The 15372-nt window shown below is 50.6% G+C and carries 14 protein-coding genes and 3 tRNA genes; 13 read left to right on the top strand and 4 right to left on the bottom strand.

The window, feature by feature from the left end; all coding sequences use genetic code 11:
- Positions 1-30 precede the first annotated feature (30 nt).
- From rplT to thrS, 4 genes are all read right to left on the bottom strand, one after another.
- On the bottom strand, positions 31-384 hold the full coding sequence (rplT, locus tag BZG76_RS05795) for a 50S ribosomal protein L20 (RefSeq protein ID WP_025673305.1): 354 nt from the start codon (positions 382-384) through the stop codon (positions 31-33).
- 36 nt (positions 385-420) lie between these two features.
- Positions 421-615 (bottom strand): 50S ribosomal protein L35, encoded by a 195-nt coding sequence (rpmI, locus tag BZG76_RS05790; RefSeq protein ID WP_025673304.1) that lies wholly within the window; start codon positions 613-615, stop codon positions 421-423.
- A 95-nt stretch (positions 616-710) separates the two neighbouring features.
- Complete coding sequence (infC, locus tag BZG76_RS05785) at positions 711-1256, bottom strand: translation initiation factor IF-3 (protein ID WP_077460504.1); 546 nt, start codon at positions 1254-1256, stop codon at positions 711-713.
- A 3-nt stretch (positions 1257-1259) separates the two neighbouring features.
- Positions 1260-3188, bottom strand: coding sequence for a threonine--tRNA ligase (thrS, locus tag BZG76_RS05780; RefSeq protein WP_077460503.1), 1929 nt, complete (start codon positions 3186-3188; stop codon positions 1260-1262).
- A 252-nt stretch (positions 3189-3440) separates the two neighbouring features.
- Here thrS and hutC point away from each other — a divergent pair, with 252 nt between their 5' ends.
- The 13 genes from hutC to BZG76_RS05715 all read left to right on the top strand — a co-directional run bounded on the left by hutC (position 3441) and on the right by BZG76_RS05715 (position 15038).
- Positions 3441-4145, top strand: a complete 705-nt coding sequence (gene hutC / locus BZG76_RS05775) for a histidine utilization repressor (RefSeq protein ID WP_077460502.1) — start codon at positions 3441-3443, stop codon at positions 4143-4145.
- A gap of 119 nt (positions 4146-4264) precedes the next feature.
- Positions 4265-5515: an imidazolonepropionase gene (gene hutI, locus BZG76_RS05770; RefSeq protein WP_077460501.1), complete on the top strand. Its 1251-nt coding sequence runs from the start codon at positions 4265-4267 to the stop codon at positions 5513-5515.
- The gene (hutG, locus tag BZG76_RS05765) at positions 5512-6564 is read left to right on the top strand and encodes a formimidoylglutamase (protein WP_077460500.1); all 1053 of its coding nucleotides are present in this window, start codon (positions 5512-5514) and stop codon (positions 6562-6564) included. The genes hutI and hutG overlap by 4 nt, the downstream gene beginning before the upstream one ends.
- A 2-nt stretch (positions 6565-6566) precedes the next feature.
- Complete coding sequence (gene hutU / locus BZG76_RS05760) at positions 6567-8255, top strand: urocanate hydratase (RefSeq protein ID WP_077460499.1); 1689 nt, start codon at positions 6567-6569, stop codon at positions 8253-8255.
- Positions 8256-8265: 10 nt separating this feature from the next.
- A complete protein-coding gene (gene hutH, locus BZG76_RS05755; RefSeq protein ID WP_077460498.1) occupies positions 8266-9798 on the top strand; it encodes a histidine ammonia-lyase in 1533 nt (510 codons plus the stop codon).
- Positions 9799-9934: 136 nt separating this feature from the next.
- Positions 9935-10804 carry a fructosamine kinase family protein gene (locus BZG76_RS05750; RefSeq protein ID WP_077460497.1) on the top strand — a complete coding sequence of 290 codons (870 nt, stop codon included), beginning with the start codon at positions 9935-9937 and terminating at the stop codon, positions 10802-10804.
- 35 nt (positions 10805-10839) lie between these two features.
- Positions 10840-11493, top strand: a complete 654-nt coding sequence (hxpB, locus tag BZG76_RS05745) for a hexitol phosphatase HxpB (protein WP_077460496.1) — start codon at positions 10840-10842, stop codon at positions 11491-11493.
- A 136-nt stretch (positions 11494-11629) separates the two neighbouring features.
- Positions 11630-11833, top strand: a complete 204-nt coding sequence (locus tag BZG76_RS05740; protein ID WP_021023665.1) for a CPXCG motif-containing cysteine-rich protein — start codon at positions 11630-11632, stop codon at positions 11831-11833.
- A 260-nt stretch (positions 11834-12093) separates the two neighbouring features.
- Positions 12094-13464 (top strand): MATE family efflux transporter, encoded by a 1371-nt coding sequence (locus tag BZG76_RS05735; protein ID WP_077460495.1) that lies wholly within the window; start codon positions 12094-12096, stop codon positions 13462-13464.
- A gap of 114 nt (positions 13465-13578) precedes the next feature.
- Positions 13579-14583 (top strand): DUF3080 domain-containing protein, encoded by a 1005-nt coding sequence (locus BZG76_RS05730; RefSeq protein ID WP_077460494.1) that lies wholly within the window; start codon positions 13579-13581, stop codon positions 14581-14583.
- Between the two features lie 147 nt (positions 14584-14730).
- Positions 14731-14807, top strand: a tRNA-Val gene (locus BZG76_RS05725).
- A gap of 64 nt (positions 14808-14871) precedes the next feature.
- A tRNA-Val gene (locus tag BZG76_RS05720) sits at positions 14872-14948 on the top strand.
- 13 nt (positions 14949-14961) lie between these two features.
- Positions 14962-15038, top strand: a tRNA-Val gene (locus tag BZG76_RS05715).
- Positions 15039-15372 lie beyond the last annotated feature (334 nt).

Genomic DNA, 15372 nt, shown 5'->3' with positions numbered 1-15372 from the left:
TCCTTTTTTAGCAATTCTTTACTGTAAAACTTACAGTGAAGCTTTCGCTTTTTCTACCAGCACAGAGAATGCTGCTTTGTCATATACCGCGATATCGGCAAGGATCTTACGATCGATTTCGATAGATGCCTTTTTAAGACCGTTAATCAGACGGCTGTATGACATACCGTTTTGGCGAGCCGCTGCGTTAATACGCGCGATCCACAGTTGACGGAATTGACGTTTCTTGTTGCGACGGTCACGATAAGCATATTGACCTGCTTTCGTTACCGCCTGAAAAGCTACGCGGTAGACGCGTGAACGCGCACCATAGTAACCTTTCGCCTGCTTCATTACACTCTTGTGACGTGCACGAGCTTGTACACCACGTTTTACGCGAGCCATTATCTCTCTCCTAAACTAAATTATAAAACTAAAAACTTATGCGTATGGCAGCATGCGAGCTACTTGCGCGTTTTCGCACGCAGGCAGAACAGCATTTGGACGCAGCTGACGCTTGTTCTTAGTAGTACGTTTAGTCAAGATATGACGCTTGGTTGCACGCTTGTACTTAAAGCCACCAGCAGTTTTCTTGAAACGCTTAGCAGCACCTTTGTTGGATTTCATCTTAGACATGATGATAACTCCGCATTGTGTTAATAATATAGCAATTTGGCGAACAAAGCGGCTGCACCTAACAGGCGCAGCCGCTTGTTACTTGGAAGCCAGAATTACTTCTTCTTTGGGGCCAGGACCATGATCATTTGACGGCCTTCGATGCGAGTCGGGAAACTTTCTACTGAAGCGATTTCAGCAGTGTCCTCCTTCAAGCGGTTCAGCACGTCAACACCGATGCTTTGGTGCGCCATTTCGCGCCCGCGGAATCGGATAGTGACCTTGACCTTGTTGCCCTCTTCAATGAAGCGAACCAGGTTGCGTAGTTTTACCTGATAGTCGCCAACATCTGTGCCAGGACGGAATTTAACTTCCTTAACCTGAATAGTCTTTTGCTTTTTCTTCTGCTCTTTCGCAGCTTTACTCTTCTCGTAAAGGAATTTGCCGTAATCCATGATACGACAAACCGGCGGCTCAGCGTTCGGACTGATCTCAACCAAGTCAAGAGTCGCCTCTTCTGCTTTGGCGAGTGCTTCATCAAAAGGGACGATACCGAGTTGTTCGCCGCTGTCATCAGACAATCGAACTTCTTTGACACCACGAATTTCGTTGTTTAGACGATGAGCGTTTTTCTTTGCCGGGGCTTTTCTTGCGCCTTTAATACCTTATTCCTCCACAATATTGAGTGTTCGATCTTGCACTTCTTGCTGCAATTGAGCAAGGAAGTCATCAATCTTAATTTTACCCAAATCTTTACCTTTACGGGTACGTATTGCTACTTCGCCAGCTTCCATTTCCTGGTCACCACAAACGAGCATATACGGTACACGCTTCAAAGTGTGTTCGCGGATTTTAAAGCCAATCTTCTCGTTTCTCAAGTCCGCAGAGGCTCTAAATCCAGCTTTTTGCAGTTTTTTCGCAATCTCTTGCGCATAATCTGCTTGTTTATCCGTGATATTCATCACCACAGCTTGCTGCGGTGATAGCCACGTAGGGAAGTGTCCAGCGTATTCTTCAATCAGAATACCGATGAAGCGTTCCAACGAACCGAGAATAGCACGGTGAATCATCACAGGTGTGTGACGTTCGTTGTCTTCGCCTACATACGTGGCACTTAAGCGCTCAGGAAGCGCGAAATCAAGTTGTACTGTACCACATTGCCAAGCACGATCCAGGCAATCATGTAACGTAAACTCAATCTTAGGCCCGTAAAACGCCCCCTCACCTTCTTGAATTTCAAACGGAATATCCATCGCCGTTAAGGCTTCGTGCAAGGCTTTTTCTGCACGATCCCACATTTCGTCAGAGCCAACACGCGTTTCTGGACGTGTAGAAAGTTTAACTTCGATGTTGTTGAAACCAAAGGTTTGGTACGTCTCGTAGACCATTTCGATACACGCACTGACTTCTTTTTGTACCTGGTCTGGGGTACAGAAGATATGCGCATCGTCTTGGGTAAAGCCACGCACGCGCATTAAACCATGCAGCGCACCGGATGGCTCATTACGGTGACAACTACCAAATTCTGCCATACGCAGCGGTAAATCACGGTAAGACTTTAACCCTTGGTTAAAAATCTGTACGTGACCTGGGCAGTTCATTGGCTTAAGTGCATACTCACGGCTTTCTGACTGGGTGGTAAACATGTAATCAGCATATTTGTCCCAGTGGCCAGAGCGCTCCCACAACACGCGGTCCATGATCAACGGACCTTTCACTTCTTGATAGTCGTATTCGGTCAACTTCGCACGGATAAATTGCTCAAGCTCACGGAAAATCGTCCAGCCATTGTGGTGCCAGAATACCATCCCAGGCGCTTCTTGCTGCATATGATACAAATCAAGCTGCTTACCCAGTTTACGGTGATCACGCTTCGCCGCTTCTTCTAAACGCACCAGGTGTGCTTTCAGTTGCTTTTTATCAGGAAAGGCGGTGCCGTAGATTCGTTGCAGCATCTTGTTGTCGCTGTTACCACGCCAATACGCGCCAGCCACGTTCAAAATTTTAAAGTTTTGACAAAAGCTCATGTTCGGTACATGTGGACCACGACACATGTCGATGTATTCTTCGTGGTGATACAAGCCCGGACGGTCATCGCGAGAGACATTCTCGTCCAAGATTTCAATCTTGTACGGTTCACCACGTGATTCAAAGGTATCACGTGCTTCTTGCCAGCTGACCGTTTTCTTCACAACCTGATACTTGGTTTTCACCAGCTCTTTCATGCGTTTTTCAATTGCATCCAGGTCATCCTGGGTGAGCGAGCGATCCATATCGATATCGTAATAGAAACCACTATCGATGGTTGGGCCAATCGCCATCTTGGTATCAGGGAAAAGTTGCTTAATCGCATGCCCTAAAAGGTGCGCACACGAGTGGCGAATAATCTCAAGCCCATCATCGTCTTTTGCGGTGATAATTTCGAGCTGTGCATCGTGCTCAATCAAGTCACACGCATCAACGCGTTTGCCGTCAACACGGCCCGCAATACAAGCTTTAGCGAGGCCAGGACCAATGTCATTGGCAACGTCGTAGGTTGAAACTGGGTGGTCAAAAGAACGCTGACTGCCGTCAGGGAGAGTAATTAGAGGCATTGATAACAATCCTTCTCAGTGGTGCCACACACCAAGTGGCACATGAACGTGTATTTTGCGATTAGTAAGTAACCGCACAGTGTGAGTAGGGTTTTGATTATGAAGATCCGACATTTGTGATGCAAGTCATCCCGTCAAGAATTTCTTCGCCGTCCAACGAATGATTCACGAGTATCGCCCTATCATCCGCTTGATTTTGCACTAGACTTCAGCAATGCTGATTTGTATACACAATAATGACAGGAACAATCTATGGCCAATGCGCCCCGCTATCAACAAATTAAAACCTTTATTCAAGAGAAAATTGAAGCTCGGGTTTGGCCTGTGGGGACACGTATTCCGACCGAATACGAATTGTGCGATCAATTTAACGTCAGCCGCATGACGGTGAACAAAGCCGTGCGCGATTTAGTCGCTGAAGGCTTACTGGAGCGCACACCTAGATTGGGGACGTTTGTCACTGAGCCCAAAGCCGAATCCCCATTAATGGATATTCGTAATATCGCCGATGAGGTTAACGCTCGCGGGCAAACTTATCACAGTGATATTCGCACATTGAAACGCATTTCTGCACCGGCTGATGTTGCTATGCGCTTAGGCGTTATGGTGGGTACCTCCGTCTTTTATAGTGAGATTGTTCATTACGGTGATGCGATCGCGTTGCAACTTGAACAGCGCTGGGTCAATCCGGCTTTGGCGCCCGACTACTTAGCACAAGACTTTAATCAAACCACCCCAAACGAGTATTTATCAACGGTTTGCCCAGTGAATACCATTGAGCATACAGTCGAAGCCATTCAAGCGAGCTCGACCATTCAGCAAGCCCTCGCGATGCGATCAGACGAACCCTGTTTATTATTACACCGTCGGACTTGGAGCCAACAAACCCTCGTCAGTGCCGCCTTGCTGTACCATCCAGGATCGCGTTACAAACTCACATCGAGAACAGATAGATAACTTCATTTAGATCGAACCGATCACAATTTTTTACCGTTCTTTTACATTCCCTCTTGTGTCTGCCACTTTATTTGTCTATACATTTGTATAGACATTTAATGAGCGGTAAGGCCATCATCATGAGACACCTATATACCGATGCAAAACTGGTCACGATGGCCAGCGATATCCACAATAGCGACGGCTACCAATGCCAAGACCATAGCGCGATTGCGGTTGAAAACGGCAAAATTGTTGCACTTGGCCAAGATGCCGAGCAGCTTGACTGGCCGAAGCAGTCGTTAAACGGAAGATTGGTGACACCCGGACTCATTGATAGCCACACTCACCTTGTTTTTGCGGGCAATCGCGCGGACGAGTTTGAGCAGCGCCTCAATGGCGTGCCTTACCAAACCATCGCTGAACAAGGCGGCGGAATTCTTTCTACAGTGCAAGCGACGCGGGCGGCGAGTGACGCAGAATTACTTGCCCTCGCTTTGCCACGTGCCGAAGCCTTAATGCGTGACGGTGTCACAACAATTGAAATTAAATCAGGCTATGGGTTAACCCTCGAGGATGAGCTAAAAATGCTTCGGGTGGCGAAAGCTATCGAGCAGCATTTACCCGTGAATGTCTCTACGACCTTGCTCGCCGCTCATGCTATACCGCCGGAATATCAACACGATGCGGATCATTATATTACGCATATCTGTCAATCCATTATCCCGGCCGCGGCGGAGCAACAGCTTGCTGACGCCGTGGATGTGTTCTGTGAAAACATTGCCTTTAGCGTCGACCAAGCCGAAAAAATCTATGCGGCTGCCAATGCTCATGGACTCAACATTAAAGCCCATACCGAGCAATTAAGCGACCTGGGCGGCAGTGTGGCGGCGGCCAAAGCCGGGGCCTACTCGGTGGATCATATTGAGTATTTGTCAGAGGCTGACACCCAGATTTTGGCCGAATTTGACACTGTGGCAACCCTGCTTCCCGGCGCGTTTTACTTTTTACGTGAAACCCAAATGCCACCGATTGAAGCATTACGTGAACATCATGTCCCCATAGCGCTCGCCACTGACTTCAATCCCGGCACCTCGCCCTTTGCCTCATTGACGCTCATGATGAACATGGCTTCCACCTTATTTGGCCTCACGCCAAAAGAGAACCTTTACGGCGTTACCCGTCATGCCGCCCAAGCACTGGGCTTAACAAACAAAGGTCAAATCGCGGTTGGGTTTGATGCCGATTTTGCCGTTTGGCAGTGCGACACCCCAGCCGAGCTCAGTTATATGGTCGGCACGGCGCCCTTAGTCGGAAGAGTGGTCAACGGGGTCTGGTATCCCGCAACACCGACTCCGCAGAGCACGCCCCACCAGGAGAATCAAGAATGAAACATCTTCCTGCTGATATGACTGTGTGGCAAGGACGTGTTGATCCAGAAGATGGGGAGCGCGGTCTGCGTTTGCACCAAACCATCAGCGCCTACGATAACAGCGTCGAACAGCCGCCAGGTGTCGTGATCTATGGGTTTGCCTGCGATGAAGGGGTAGCGCGTAATCAAGGCCGCCTCGGTGCAGCCCTTGCCCCTGAAGCGCTGCGACAAGCACTGGCAAACCTCGCCTGGCATAACAGTCATCCGCTTTATGACGGCGGAACCGTGGTATGTGATGACTCAGATCTGGTATTGGCCCAGCAAGGATTAAGTCAGCAAATCCATCGTTCGTTGCCACAGCACCGGGTCTTAACCCTAGGCGGCGGCCATGAAACTGCATGGGCGAGCTTTCAGGGCTTATCCCGTCATTTGACACACTCCCATGTCAACGACCCCGCGCAGCCGCCTAAGATTGGTATTATTAACTTTGATGCTCATTTTGATTTGCGCACGCCACAAGGGCGCAGTCACGCCGGCAGCTCAGGCACACCCTTCGCACAAATCGCCCAATATTGTGACAAAAAAGGTTGGCCATTCCACTATGCCTGCCTTGGCGTAAGCCGCACCAGCAATACCCAAGCGCTGTTCGATAAAGCCGAGCAACGCCATTGCTGGGTAGAAGAAGATATCAATATGCAGGTAGCCGCATTACCGGCGTTAAAAGGGCGATTAACCCAGTTTATTCAAAGCTGTGATTATCTCTATCTTACTGTCGATATGGATGTGTTTCCCGCTAGTGTCGCGCCTGGGGTGAGCGCCCCTGCAGCTTACGGCGTGCCAGTCGCGGTGATTGAGCCGTTAATTCGGCACCTGTTCACCGTTGCGCAGAAGCAGCACATTCCCGTCCCTATTTGCGATATCACAGAAGTAAACCCCCATTATGACCGCGACCAGCAAACCAGTCGCTTAGCCGCGCGTATGGCGTGGACCATGATTCACACAGCTTGTCCGCATCAATCTTGTCCGCAGCAAGCAGGCTCGCATCCCATCATCGATCAAGGAGAATAACCATGACGGACCCACGTTTCGATTCACGTACCGTGAAAGCCCCCACCGGGTCGACGTTGAACGCCAAAAGCTGGCTAACCGAAGCGCCGCTTCGTATGCTGATGAATAACCTACACCCTGACGTGGCCGAGCATCCTAATGGTTTGGTGGTCTATGGTGGCATTGGCCGAGCGGCCCGCAATTGGCAATGTTTCGACAAGATTGTCGAGGTACTAAAACGCCTGAACGACGATCAAACCTTGCTGGTACAATCCGGCAAACCTGTGGGGGTCTTCCCTACTCACAAAGATGCGCCACGTGTATTAATTGCCAACTCTAACTTGGTCCCGCATTGGGCAAACTGGGAACATTTTAACGAGCTCGATAAGCAAGGGCTGATGATGTACGGCCAGATGACGGCAGGCAGCTGGATTTACATTGGCTCGCAAGGCATTGTGCAAGGCACCTACGAGACGTTTGTCGCGGTGGCAAAACAACACTTTAATGGCGACGCCAAAGGCCGCTGGATCTTARCTGGCGGTCTGGGGGGCATGGGGGGCGCGCAGCCACTCGCCGCGACCATGGCAGGCTTTTCTATGATTGCGGTTGAATGCGATGAAAGCCGCATCGATTACCGCTTACGTACGGGGTACGTCGATCGCAAAGCGACATCCTTGGACCAAGCACTCGGCATGATTGAAGAAGCAAAACGACAAGGCAAGCCCGTGTCGATTGGCTTATTGGCCAATGCAGCCGATATCTTCCCAGAGCTGGTGGAACGTCATATCACCCCCGATGTGGTCACCGACCAAACCTCGGCCCACGATCCCCTTAACGGTTATCTGCCGCAAGGCTGGACCATGGAGCAAGCCGCGGCACAGCGTAAAGACAACGAAGCCGAGGTGGTCAAAACCGCGAAAGCCTCGATGGCCGTACAAGTTAAAGCGATGCTCGATCTGCAAACACGCGGCGCTGCAACCTTGGATTACGGCAATAACATCCGTCAAATGGCGCTAGAAGTCGGTGTCAATAATGCTTTTGATTTTCCAGGATTTGTACCGGCATATATTCGTCCGTTATTCTGTCAAGGCATTGGCCCATTCCGCTGGGTGGCGTTATCTGGTGATCCAGAAGATATCTATAAAACCGACCAAAAAGTGAAAGAGCTCATCCCTGATGATCCGCATCTTCACAACTGGCTTGATATGGCCAAAGAGCGTATTCAATTTCAAGGTTTACCTGCCCGTATCTGCTGGGTTGGGGTCAAAGATCGTGCACGCTTAGCGCTTGCCTTTAACGATATGGTAAAAAATGGCGAGCTCAAAGCGCCGGTCGTCATTGGTCGTGATCATCTTGACTCAGGCTCAGTCGCAAGTCCCAACCGTGAAACCGAAGGCATGCTAGATGGCTCTGATGCCGTGTCAGACTGGCCATTGCTGAACGCCATGCTCAATACGGCATCCGGTGCAACCTGGGTATCATTGCACCACGGTGGCGGTGTCGGCATGGGCTTTTCTCAGCACTCAGGCGTGGTGATTGTGTGTGATGGCTCCGACGATGCACATCAACGAGTGGCGCGAGTACTCAGAAACGATCCGGCCACCGGGGTGATGCGCCATGCCGATGCCGGCTATGACATTGCCATTGATTGCGCCAAAGAAGAACAACTCGATCTGCCGCTGCTGGATTTACCTAACCAGCCGCTGCGCTAAGGAGAGCAAAATGACCACACTGACATTACAACCGGGCGAACTCACCCTTTCCCAACTGCGGCAAGTAAGCCGTGAATCTGTGCAGATTGCTTTTGCGGATGGCATTGAAGCCACCATGAAGGCCAGTACCGACACCGTCGCCGACATCCTCGCTCAAGACCGCGTCGTATATGGCATTAACACAGGGTTTGGCTTGCTGGCTAATACTCGGATTGAATTAGACGATTTAGAAACCCTGCAACGCTCAATCGTGCTCTCTCATGCCGCGGGTATTGGCGAGTTTATGGATGATGCCACCGTGCGTCTTATGATCGTACTGAAAGTAGCCAGCTTGGCGCGCGGCTACTCCGGGATCCGCTTCGAGGTCGTAAAAGCACTGGCAGCGCTGGTTAATCACCAGGTGTATCCTTGCATTCCCAAAAAAGGCTCAGTCGGCGCCTCGGGCGATCTTGCACCATTGGCGCATATGAGCACAGTACTGCTCGGCGAAGGCCAAGCCCGGTACAAAGGGGAAGTCATTTCTGGAGAGGCTGCACTCAAAATTGCGGGCCTATCGCCCATCACTCTTGGACCAAAAGAAGGACTCGCGCTGCTCAATGGCACGCAGGCTTCTACTGCTTTTGCGCTTGAAGGCTTGTTTGAAGCCGAAGATTTATACGCCGCGGCCACTGTCTGTGGCGCATTATCGGTAGAGGCCGCGCTTGGTAGCCGACGGCCGTTTGACCCACGCATTCATGCCGTGCGTGGCCATCAAACGCAAATGGATGCCGCTGCCGCTTATCGTCACTTGCTGGGCGAAAGTAGCGACATTGGCAACAGCCATCAAAATTGTGAAAAAGTGCAAGACCCCTACTCATTGCGTTGCCAACCACAAGTGATGGGCGCGTGCTTGCAACAAATTCGCCATGCCGCTGACGTGCTCACCACCGAGGCAAATGCCGTATCTGACAACCCACTCGTGTTCCCAGACGATGGCGATATTATTTCCGGCGGCAACTTCCACGCCGAGCCGGTCGCGATGGTAGCGGATAACTTAGCCCTCGCAATTGCCGAAATCGGCAGCTTATCAGAGCGCCGCATGGCCTTACTGATTGATAGCAACTTGAGTAAACTCCCGCCATTTTTGGTCAACAACGGCGGGGTCAACTCCGGCTTTATGATCGCCCAAGTCACCGCTGCTGCACTGGCAAGCGAAAATAAGACCTTGGCTCACCCGGCATCTATCGATAGCTTGCCCACGTCTGCCAACCAAGAAGATCATGTCTCCATGGCGACTTTCGCTGCGCGTCGCTTGCATGACATGAGTGCCAACACCCGCGGCATTTTGGCCGTTGAGCTACTTTCGGCCAGCCAAGGGATTGATTTTCGCGCGCCCAATAAAACCTCTCAGCGCTTAGAACAAGCCAAAGCCGAGTTACGCGGCGTGGTGCCGTTTTACGACAAAGACCGCTATTTTGCGCCTGATATCGAAAAGGCCAATGCGCTGGTGCAAACCGGTACCTATAACCGACTAATGCCCTCTGGCTTACTCCCTAGCCTGTAAAGTATTTACCCGCAAAAACGGCTCCTTATGAGCCGTTTTTTATTCAATTTGCCGCCATCTCCACAGAACACTAAAGCTAAAATAGACTAATATGTAGGCAGTTACCTCCCCTCACCTCGATGTAACGGAGTCGCTTATGTGGCATGCACTGTCTCTACATTTATCCGAACTGCTCGATATTGATTTTGAGATTAGAGAAAAAACCGCCATCGGCGGTGGCGACATCCACGACGCCTATTGCATTAGCGATGGGGGCGAGCAGCGCTTTTTCGTTAAAATCAACCAGCGAGAATGTCTGCCCGCGTTTGAGGCCGAGGCCGAAGGCCTGCGCCAACTGGCAATGAGTGAGCACATTCATGTTCCGCGGGTGTATTTTGTCGGGCCGGTAAAAGACAGTGCAGCATTGGTACTCAATTTCCTACCCATTAAATCGCTCGACGATACCCAAGCCTATTTATTCGGTCAGCAACTGGCGCGTCATCACCGCTGGGGAGAGCAAGTCGAATACGGATTCGATGACGATAACTTCATCGGCACCAGCGAGCAAAGAAATAGCTGGCACCGCAAGTGGTGTCACTTCTTTGCTGAGCAACGAATTGGCTGGCAACTACAACTGGCAGCGGAAAAATCACTGCATTTGGGCGACATTGATACCATCATTCACGGCGTCAAAGCACAACTGGCTAACCATCGCCCCAAACCTGCACTCCTCCATGGCGATCTGTGGTCAGGCAATGTCGGTTTATCCGTCAACGGCCCAGTACTATTTGATCCGGCCTGTTATTGGGGCGATCGCGAAGCCGATATCGCCATGACAGAGCTATTCGGCGGTTTCCCGCAAAGCTTTTACAACGGCTACCAGGCTGAATGGCCATTAGACGAGGGTTATCAACAACGAAAAGATATTTATAACCTTTATCATGTGCTCAACCATGTCAATTTATTCGGCGGCCCCTACCTTGCACAAGCCGAACAATTGCTGACAAAACTCGCACTCACGGTGTAGGATGCCAGACACACACACTGAGATAGAGGTTGGCGATGTTATCTGCCGCGATATTTGATATGGATGGCCTATTGGTCGACTCAGAGCCGTTCTGGCAACGGGCGCAAATTGATGTATTGACCGAGCTCGGCGTTTCTATCAGTTTACAAGATACGCGTGATACCACAGGCGTGCGGATTGATGAAATTGTGAAACACTACGCACGTACCCAGCCTTGGCAGGGGCCATCGAATGCTGACGTGCAAGCGCGAATCGTCGCACGCGTGGTTGAGCTGGTTAAAGATGAAAAACCCATGATGCCCGGCGTTAAAGACGCGTTGCAAATTTGCCGTCAAGCTGGCTTAAAAATCGGTCTGGCCTCATCGTCTCCACTGACTCTAATCCATCCGACATTGGATGCGCTAGGGCTTAGCGACGCATTTGAAATTGTCGAGTCGGCGGGGGATTTAAAATACGGTAAGCCCCACCCTAAAGTGTATCTTAATGCCGCTAACGCCTTGGGCGTCGAGCCCGACGCTTGCATCGCCTTTGAAGATTCCTTTACCGGCTTACTTGCGGCTAAAGCCGCCTCGATGAAAACCATTGTGGTGCCGGCCGCGCATGAGTGGGAAGATCCTCGCTTTGTGATTGCCGATCAAAAGCTTGCCAGCCTAAAAGCTTTTAGTGCGGATAATCTTTCGTCGCTGTAACGATCGTCTCCTGGGTGGCATTAAGCGCGTACAGTGGTTAATGCCACCTTTTAGAGCAGCGCTCATCATTTATCCATCTTACGATCCTCATCTATACTGACAGTAACCGCTTTGTCATAAAAGAAGGGCTGTGACGATGGATGATATAACTGACCGGCTAGTGAGCTGCCCGCACTGTGGACACCGTATTGATCTCACACTGGATCTCAGTGGCGGCAATCAAGAGTTTTACGAAGATTGCCCCAACTGCTGCAATGCGGTGCACTACAACATGCAAATCGACGAGTTACATAAAACCGTTAACTTATTTGTCGATGCGGATGACGAGCAAATTTTTTAGCCACGCACCCTATAACGCCCACTGAATGCAGCGCTATAAATCAGTGTAACGTTATCACCAAGTGCAAACACAAAGCTAACTGACGCGACTCGTATCAGGGTCGCATTGCCTTGGTGGGCTATTCTTTGTGTCATCATTGTTTGCTCTCGTTCGGGATGCAAAATTGACACGGCTTTTGCTTCCTTTTCGCGCCTCCTGGCACGTATAATTGCGCGCAATCGATTCCTCCCTCCCTTTCACTTAAACATGTTGAGGCCAACGTGCAGCAATACCATGATGAAGCAAGAGCCATTATTCGGCTCAGTGTGCCTGTTTTTATTGCCCAAATCGCGCAAACCTCGATGGGGTTTGTCGATACCGTCATGGCGGGCGGATATAGCGCCACCGATATGGCCGCCGTGGCGGTTGCCTCGAGTATATGGATGCCTGCAATCTTGTTTGGGATTGGCCTGTTGATGGCTATGGTCCCGATGATTGCTCAGCTTAATGGCGCAAGCAAAGACGATCAGATCCCTTATCAGTTTCAGCAAGGTCTTTATATGGCATTGCTGTTGAGCATACCCATTGGGCTTATTCTTTATAAAGCCGGTTTTATTATTAATCTCATGGATGTGGAAGCAGCCCTAACTGAAAAAACCATCGGTTACTTACATGCGGTAATCTGGGCGGTACCGGCTTTCTTGGTGTTCCAATCCATTCGTAACTTATGCGAGGGAATGTCGCTCACCATTCCCGCAATGGTCATTGGCTTTATCGGCCTTGCCGCTAACATTCCACTCAACTGGATGTTTGTATACGGCAAACTCGGCGCGCCAGAGCTCGGCGGCGTGGGGTGCGGTGTCGCTACCGCGCTGGTGTATTGGATCATGGCTATCCTTATGGCGTTATATGTGGCAGTGAGCAAAAAACTCAGTGGTCTTCAGCTTTTTGCCTCGCTTTACGCGCCAGCACTCAAAGAGCAAATCCGCCTCTTTCGACTCGGGTTCCCAGTCGCTGCTTCGCTGTTTTTTGAGGTGACCTTATTTGCGGCGATTGCCATTTTAATCGCACCACTTGGCTCTATTACCGTCGCAGCGCACCAAGTGGCCATTAACTTCTCCACCATGATTTTCATGTTACCCATGAGCTTGGGTGTCGCCGTCAGTATTCGTGTCGGCCATCTATTGGGCAAGCGCACCACTGAAGGCGCGGCTAATTCCGCCAAAATCGGTATTTGGCTGGGTGTCAGCACCGCCGTAGTGACCGCCTTACTCACCGTCTGGCTGCGCGATCCCATTATCGCCCTGTATTCCGATAATCCCGACGTCGCCACACTGGCCTCATCATTGATGTTATTAGCAGCTGTTTATCAGATCACCGATGCCATTCAAGTGGTCGCCGCCGGTGCGCTACGAGGCTACAAAGACATGCGCGCGATTTTCCAACGCACTCTGATCGCATACTGGGGGCTGGGCTTGCCACTCGGTTATGTGCTAGGCATGACAGACTGGCTCGTCCCAGCCATGGGCGCGCACGGTTTTTGGGTTGGCATTATTATCGGTCTATCCAGTGCGGCTGTATTGCTGGGTCTACGTTTACACTGGATGCGCCAACAATCCTCCGAGTTCCAACTGGCCATGGCAGAACGCTGAATGGGCTGTCGCCACCACGTGCACACAGGTAACGTTCAACCAGGCGATCGTTCATCCGATCGCCTGCGTAAATGGTATGATTGATACGTCAAGAGCTTAGCCACGAGATAAACCATGCGCGGACTCAAAACAACCTTACTGCTCGTTACCTTACTCGGATTAGGTGGGTGCCAATCTGACGATCCGGCCAAAGACATGATGGCTGATTATTACCAACGTTTAGGCAATGTGCTTGATGCACCGACGCCCGACTTTACCACTCCAGCGGTGCCGCCGTTGCCACGCAAACGCGATCTAGTCCAGCCACTTGAAGCACTACGAATGGGCGTACTTGATGCCTACGAGCTGCGTCAGTGTGGCTTGTTTAATCTTATCGCCGAGCGCAACTCATCCCTCGGCAAAGTCGCCGATCGCTTTCGTCAACTCGATTACGAACTCAATTTTATTGACACCGCCCAACGGTGTTTACCGCAAGTCAAAGATCCGAGCATTCACACTGAGTTAGAACAGGCACTGGCACTGAAACGCCAACAGCGCGACACCGTAATCTGGAATACTTTGGCTGATAGTGATGCCTGGCGCGGGCAGCTGAGTTTACCAGCCTATACACTCCCCATTGATCTTCCCGCACATAGTAATGCCGTCAGCACCATTGATCAGTTTAGCCATTTACTCAGCCACCACCCGGTAGCCAACGAATCGGTCACCGACTGGCAAGAGAGCATTGAAAAGCAACGCATTCTTGGCGCCCTATTTGTTAGCTTGAGCTATCACACCGCTTGGCTTAACCAAACCAGTGCACTGATCGCCAATCACCAAGAAAAAGTCCTGTGTGGCGGCAATTTTGATACGACCCGTCTAGAGCGCCTACAAACCGTGTTTTATAAATTTTACGTCGGCGATGTTCAGCCGTATTTAGCCCGTGTCGATGGCCTTTATCGTGATATTGCGCCAGCGTTGACCCGTTTTGCTACGTTGCAAACACCGGATGCGTTTCGCGCGTATAAAAACGCCTATTGGCAGGGAGAGGCTTACCGCCAATACAAAGACGCGATCAAGCACCATGCAGATGTATGGCAGCAACTTTTTCAACGCTGTGACATCAAACTGGGGCAATAGCGACGTAGCGAAGCGACTGAAAAAGCGAAAATATCGCCACTTTGATGATCAAATCGCCAAACAAACGCGAATGTACAAAAATATGCGTTGAAGCGCTTGCGCGATAAAGATGAACTCGCTACTATTCACCCCGCTTTCAAGCACTGTGCGTCCGTAGCTCAGCTGGTTAGAGTATCGCCTTGACATGGCGGGGGTCGGTGGTTCGAGTCCACTCGGACGCACCACTTGGCTTGATAGCAAATGGTCAATCGCTTCAACATCGCGGTGGCTGTTCTAAAAAAATGGTATGCGTCTGTAGCTCAGCTGGTTAGAGTATCGCCTTGACATGGCGGGGGTCGGTGGTTCGAGTCCACTCAGACGCACCAAATTTTGAAATACGCGTCCGTAGCTCAGTTGGTTAGAGTACCGCCTTGACATGGCGGGGGTCGGCAGTTCGAGTCTGCCCGGACGCACCACTTCAAATTATCCCCTTCTTTTTTTAGTATCCTGATACATTCCCTTTCAACGCATAAAAAATAAACGTCATGTATATGTTTGCGTAGAGATAAAAGGCCTGCTCTCGAACAAGCCTTTTTAAGTTGTAACCTTGTATCTCTCCTGGAGTTGAGGTTAGCTACCTCTGTTCCGGTGAGTTTGGTGATGCTGATTCCGACCTTAGCACCTGATGCTGTTATGTAGATCAGCGCCCAGACTCTTTTGTTCTTATACATTGAATGGTATCCAAGCACCTGTTTTCAGTGATGCTGCATGTACAAGGGTAGTGAGAGATGCATTATATCGGTATATCGG

The organism is Salinivibrio sp. AR647 (assembly GCF_001995415.1).
Lineage (GTDB): Bacteria > Pseudomonadota > Gammaproteobacteria > Enterobacterales > Vibrionaceae > Salinivibrio > Salinivibrio costicola.
This window is presented reverse-complemented; position numbering and strand designations above follow the sequence as displayed.

Bases quoted from the DNA above. Each gene is read 5' to 3' on its own strand.
- rplT (WP_025673305.1), bottom strand. From the start codon at position 384: ATGGCTCGCGTAAAACGTGGTGTACAAGCTCGTGCACGTCACAAGAGT.
- rpmI (WP_025673304.1), bottom strand. From the start codon at position 615: ATGTCTAAGATGAAATCCAACAAAGGTGCTGCTAAGCGTTTCAAGAAA.
- thrS (WP_077460503.1), bottom strand. From the start codon at position 3,188: ATGCCTCTAATTACTCTCCCTGACGGCAGTCAGCGTTCTTTTGACCAC.
- hutC (WP_077460502.1), top strand. From the start codon at position 3,441: ATGGCCAATGCGCCCCGCTATCAACAAATTAAAACCTTTATTCAAGAG.
- hutI (WP_077460501.1), top strand. From the start codon at position 4,265: ATGAGACACCTATATACCGATGCAAAACTGGTCACGATGGCCAGCGAT.
- hutG (WP_077460500.1), top strand. From the start codon at position 5,512: ATGAAACATCTTCCTGCTGATATGACTGTGTGGCAAGGACGTGTTGAT.
- hutH (WP_077460498.1), top strand. From the start codon at position 8,266: ATGACCACACTGACATTACAACCGGGCGAACTCACCCTTTCCCAACTG.
- BZG76_RS05750 (WP_077460497.1), top strand. From the start codon at position 9,935: ATGTGGCATGCACTGTCTCTACATTTATCCGAACTGCTCGATATTGAT.
- hxpB (WP_077460496.1), top strand. From the start codon at position 10,840: ATGTTATCTGCCGCGATATTTGATATGGATGGCCTATTGGTCGACTCA.
- BZG76_RS05740 (WP_021023665.1), top strand. From the start codon at position 11,630: ATGGATGATATAACTGACCGGCTAGTGAGCTGCCCGCACTGTGGACAC.
- BZG76_RS05730 (WP_077460494.1), top strand. From the start codon at position 13,579: ATGCGCGGACTCAAAACAACCTTACTGCTCGTTACCTTACTCGGATTA.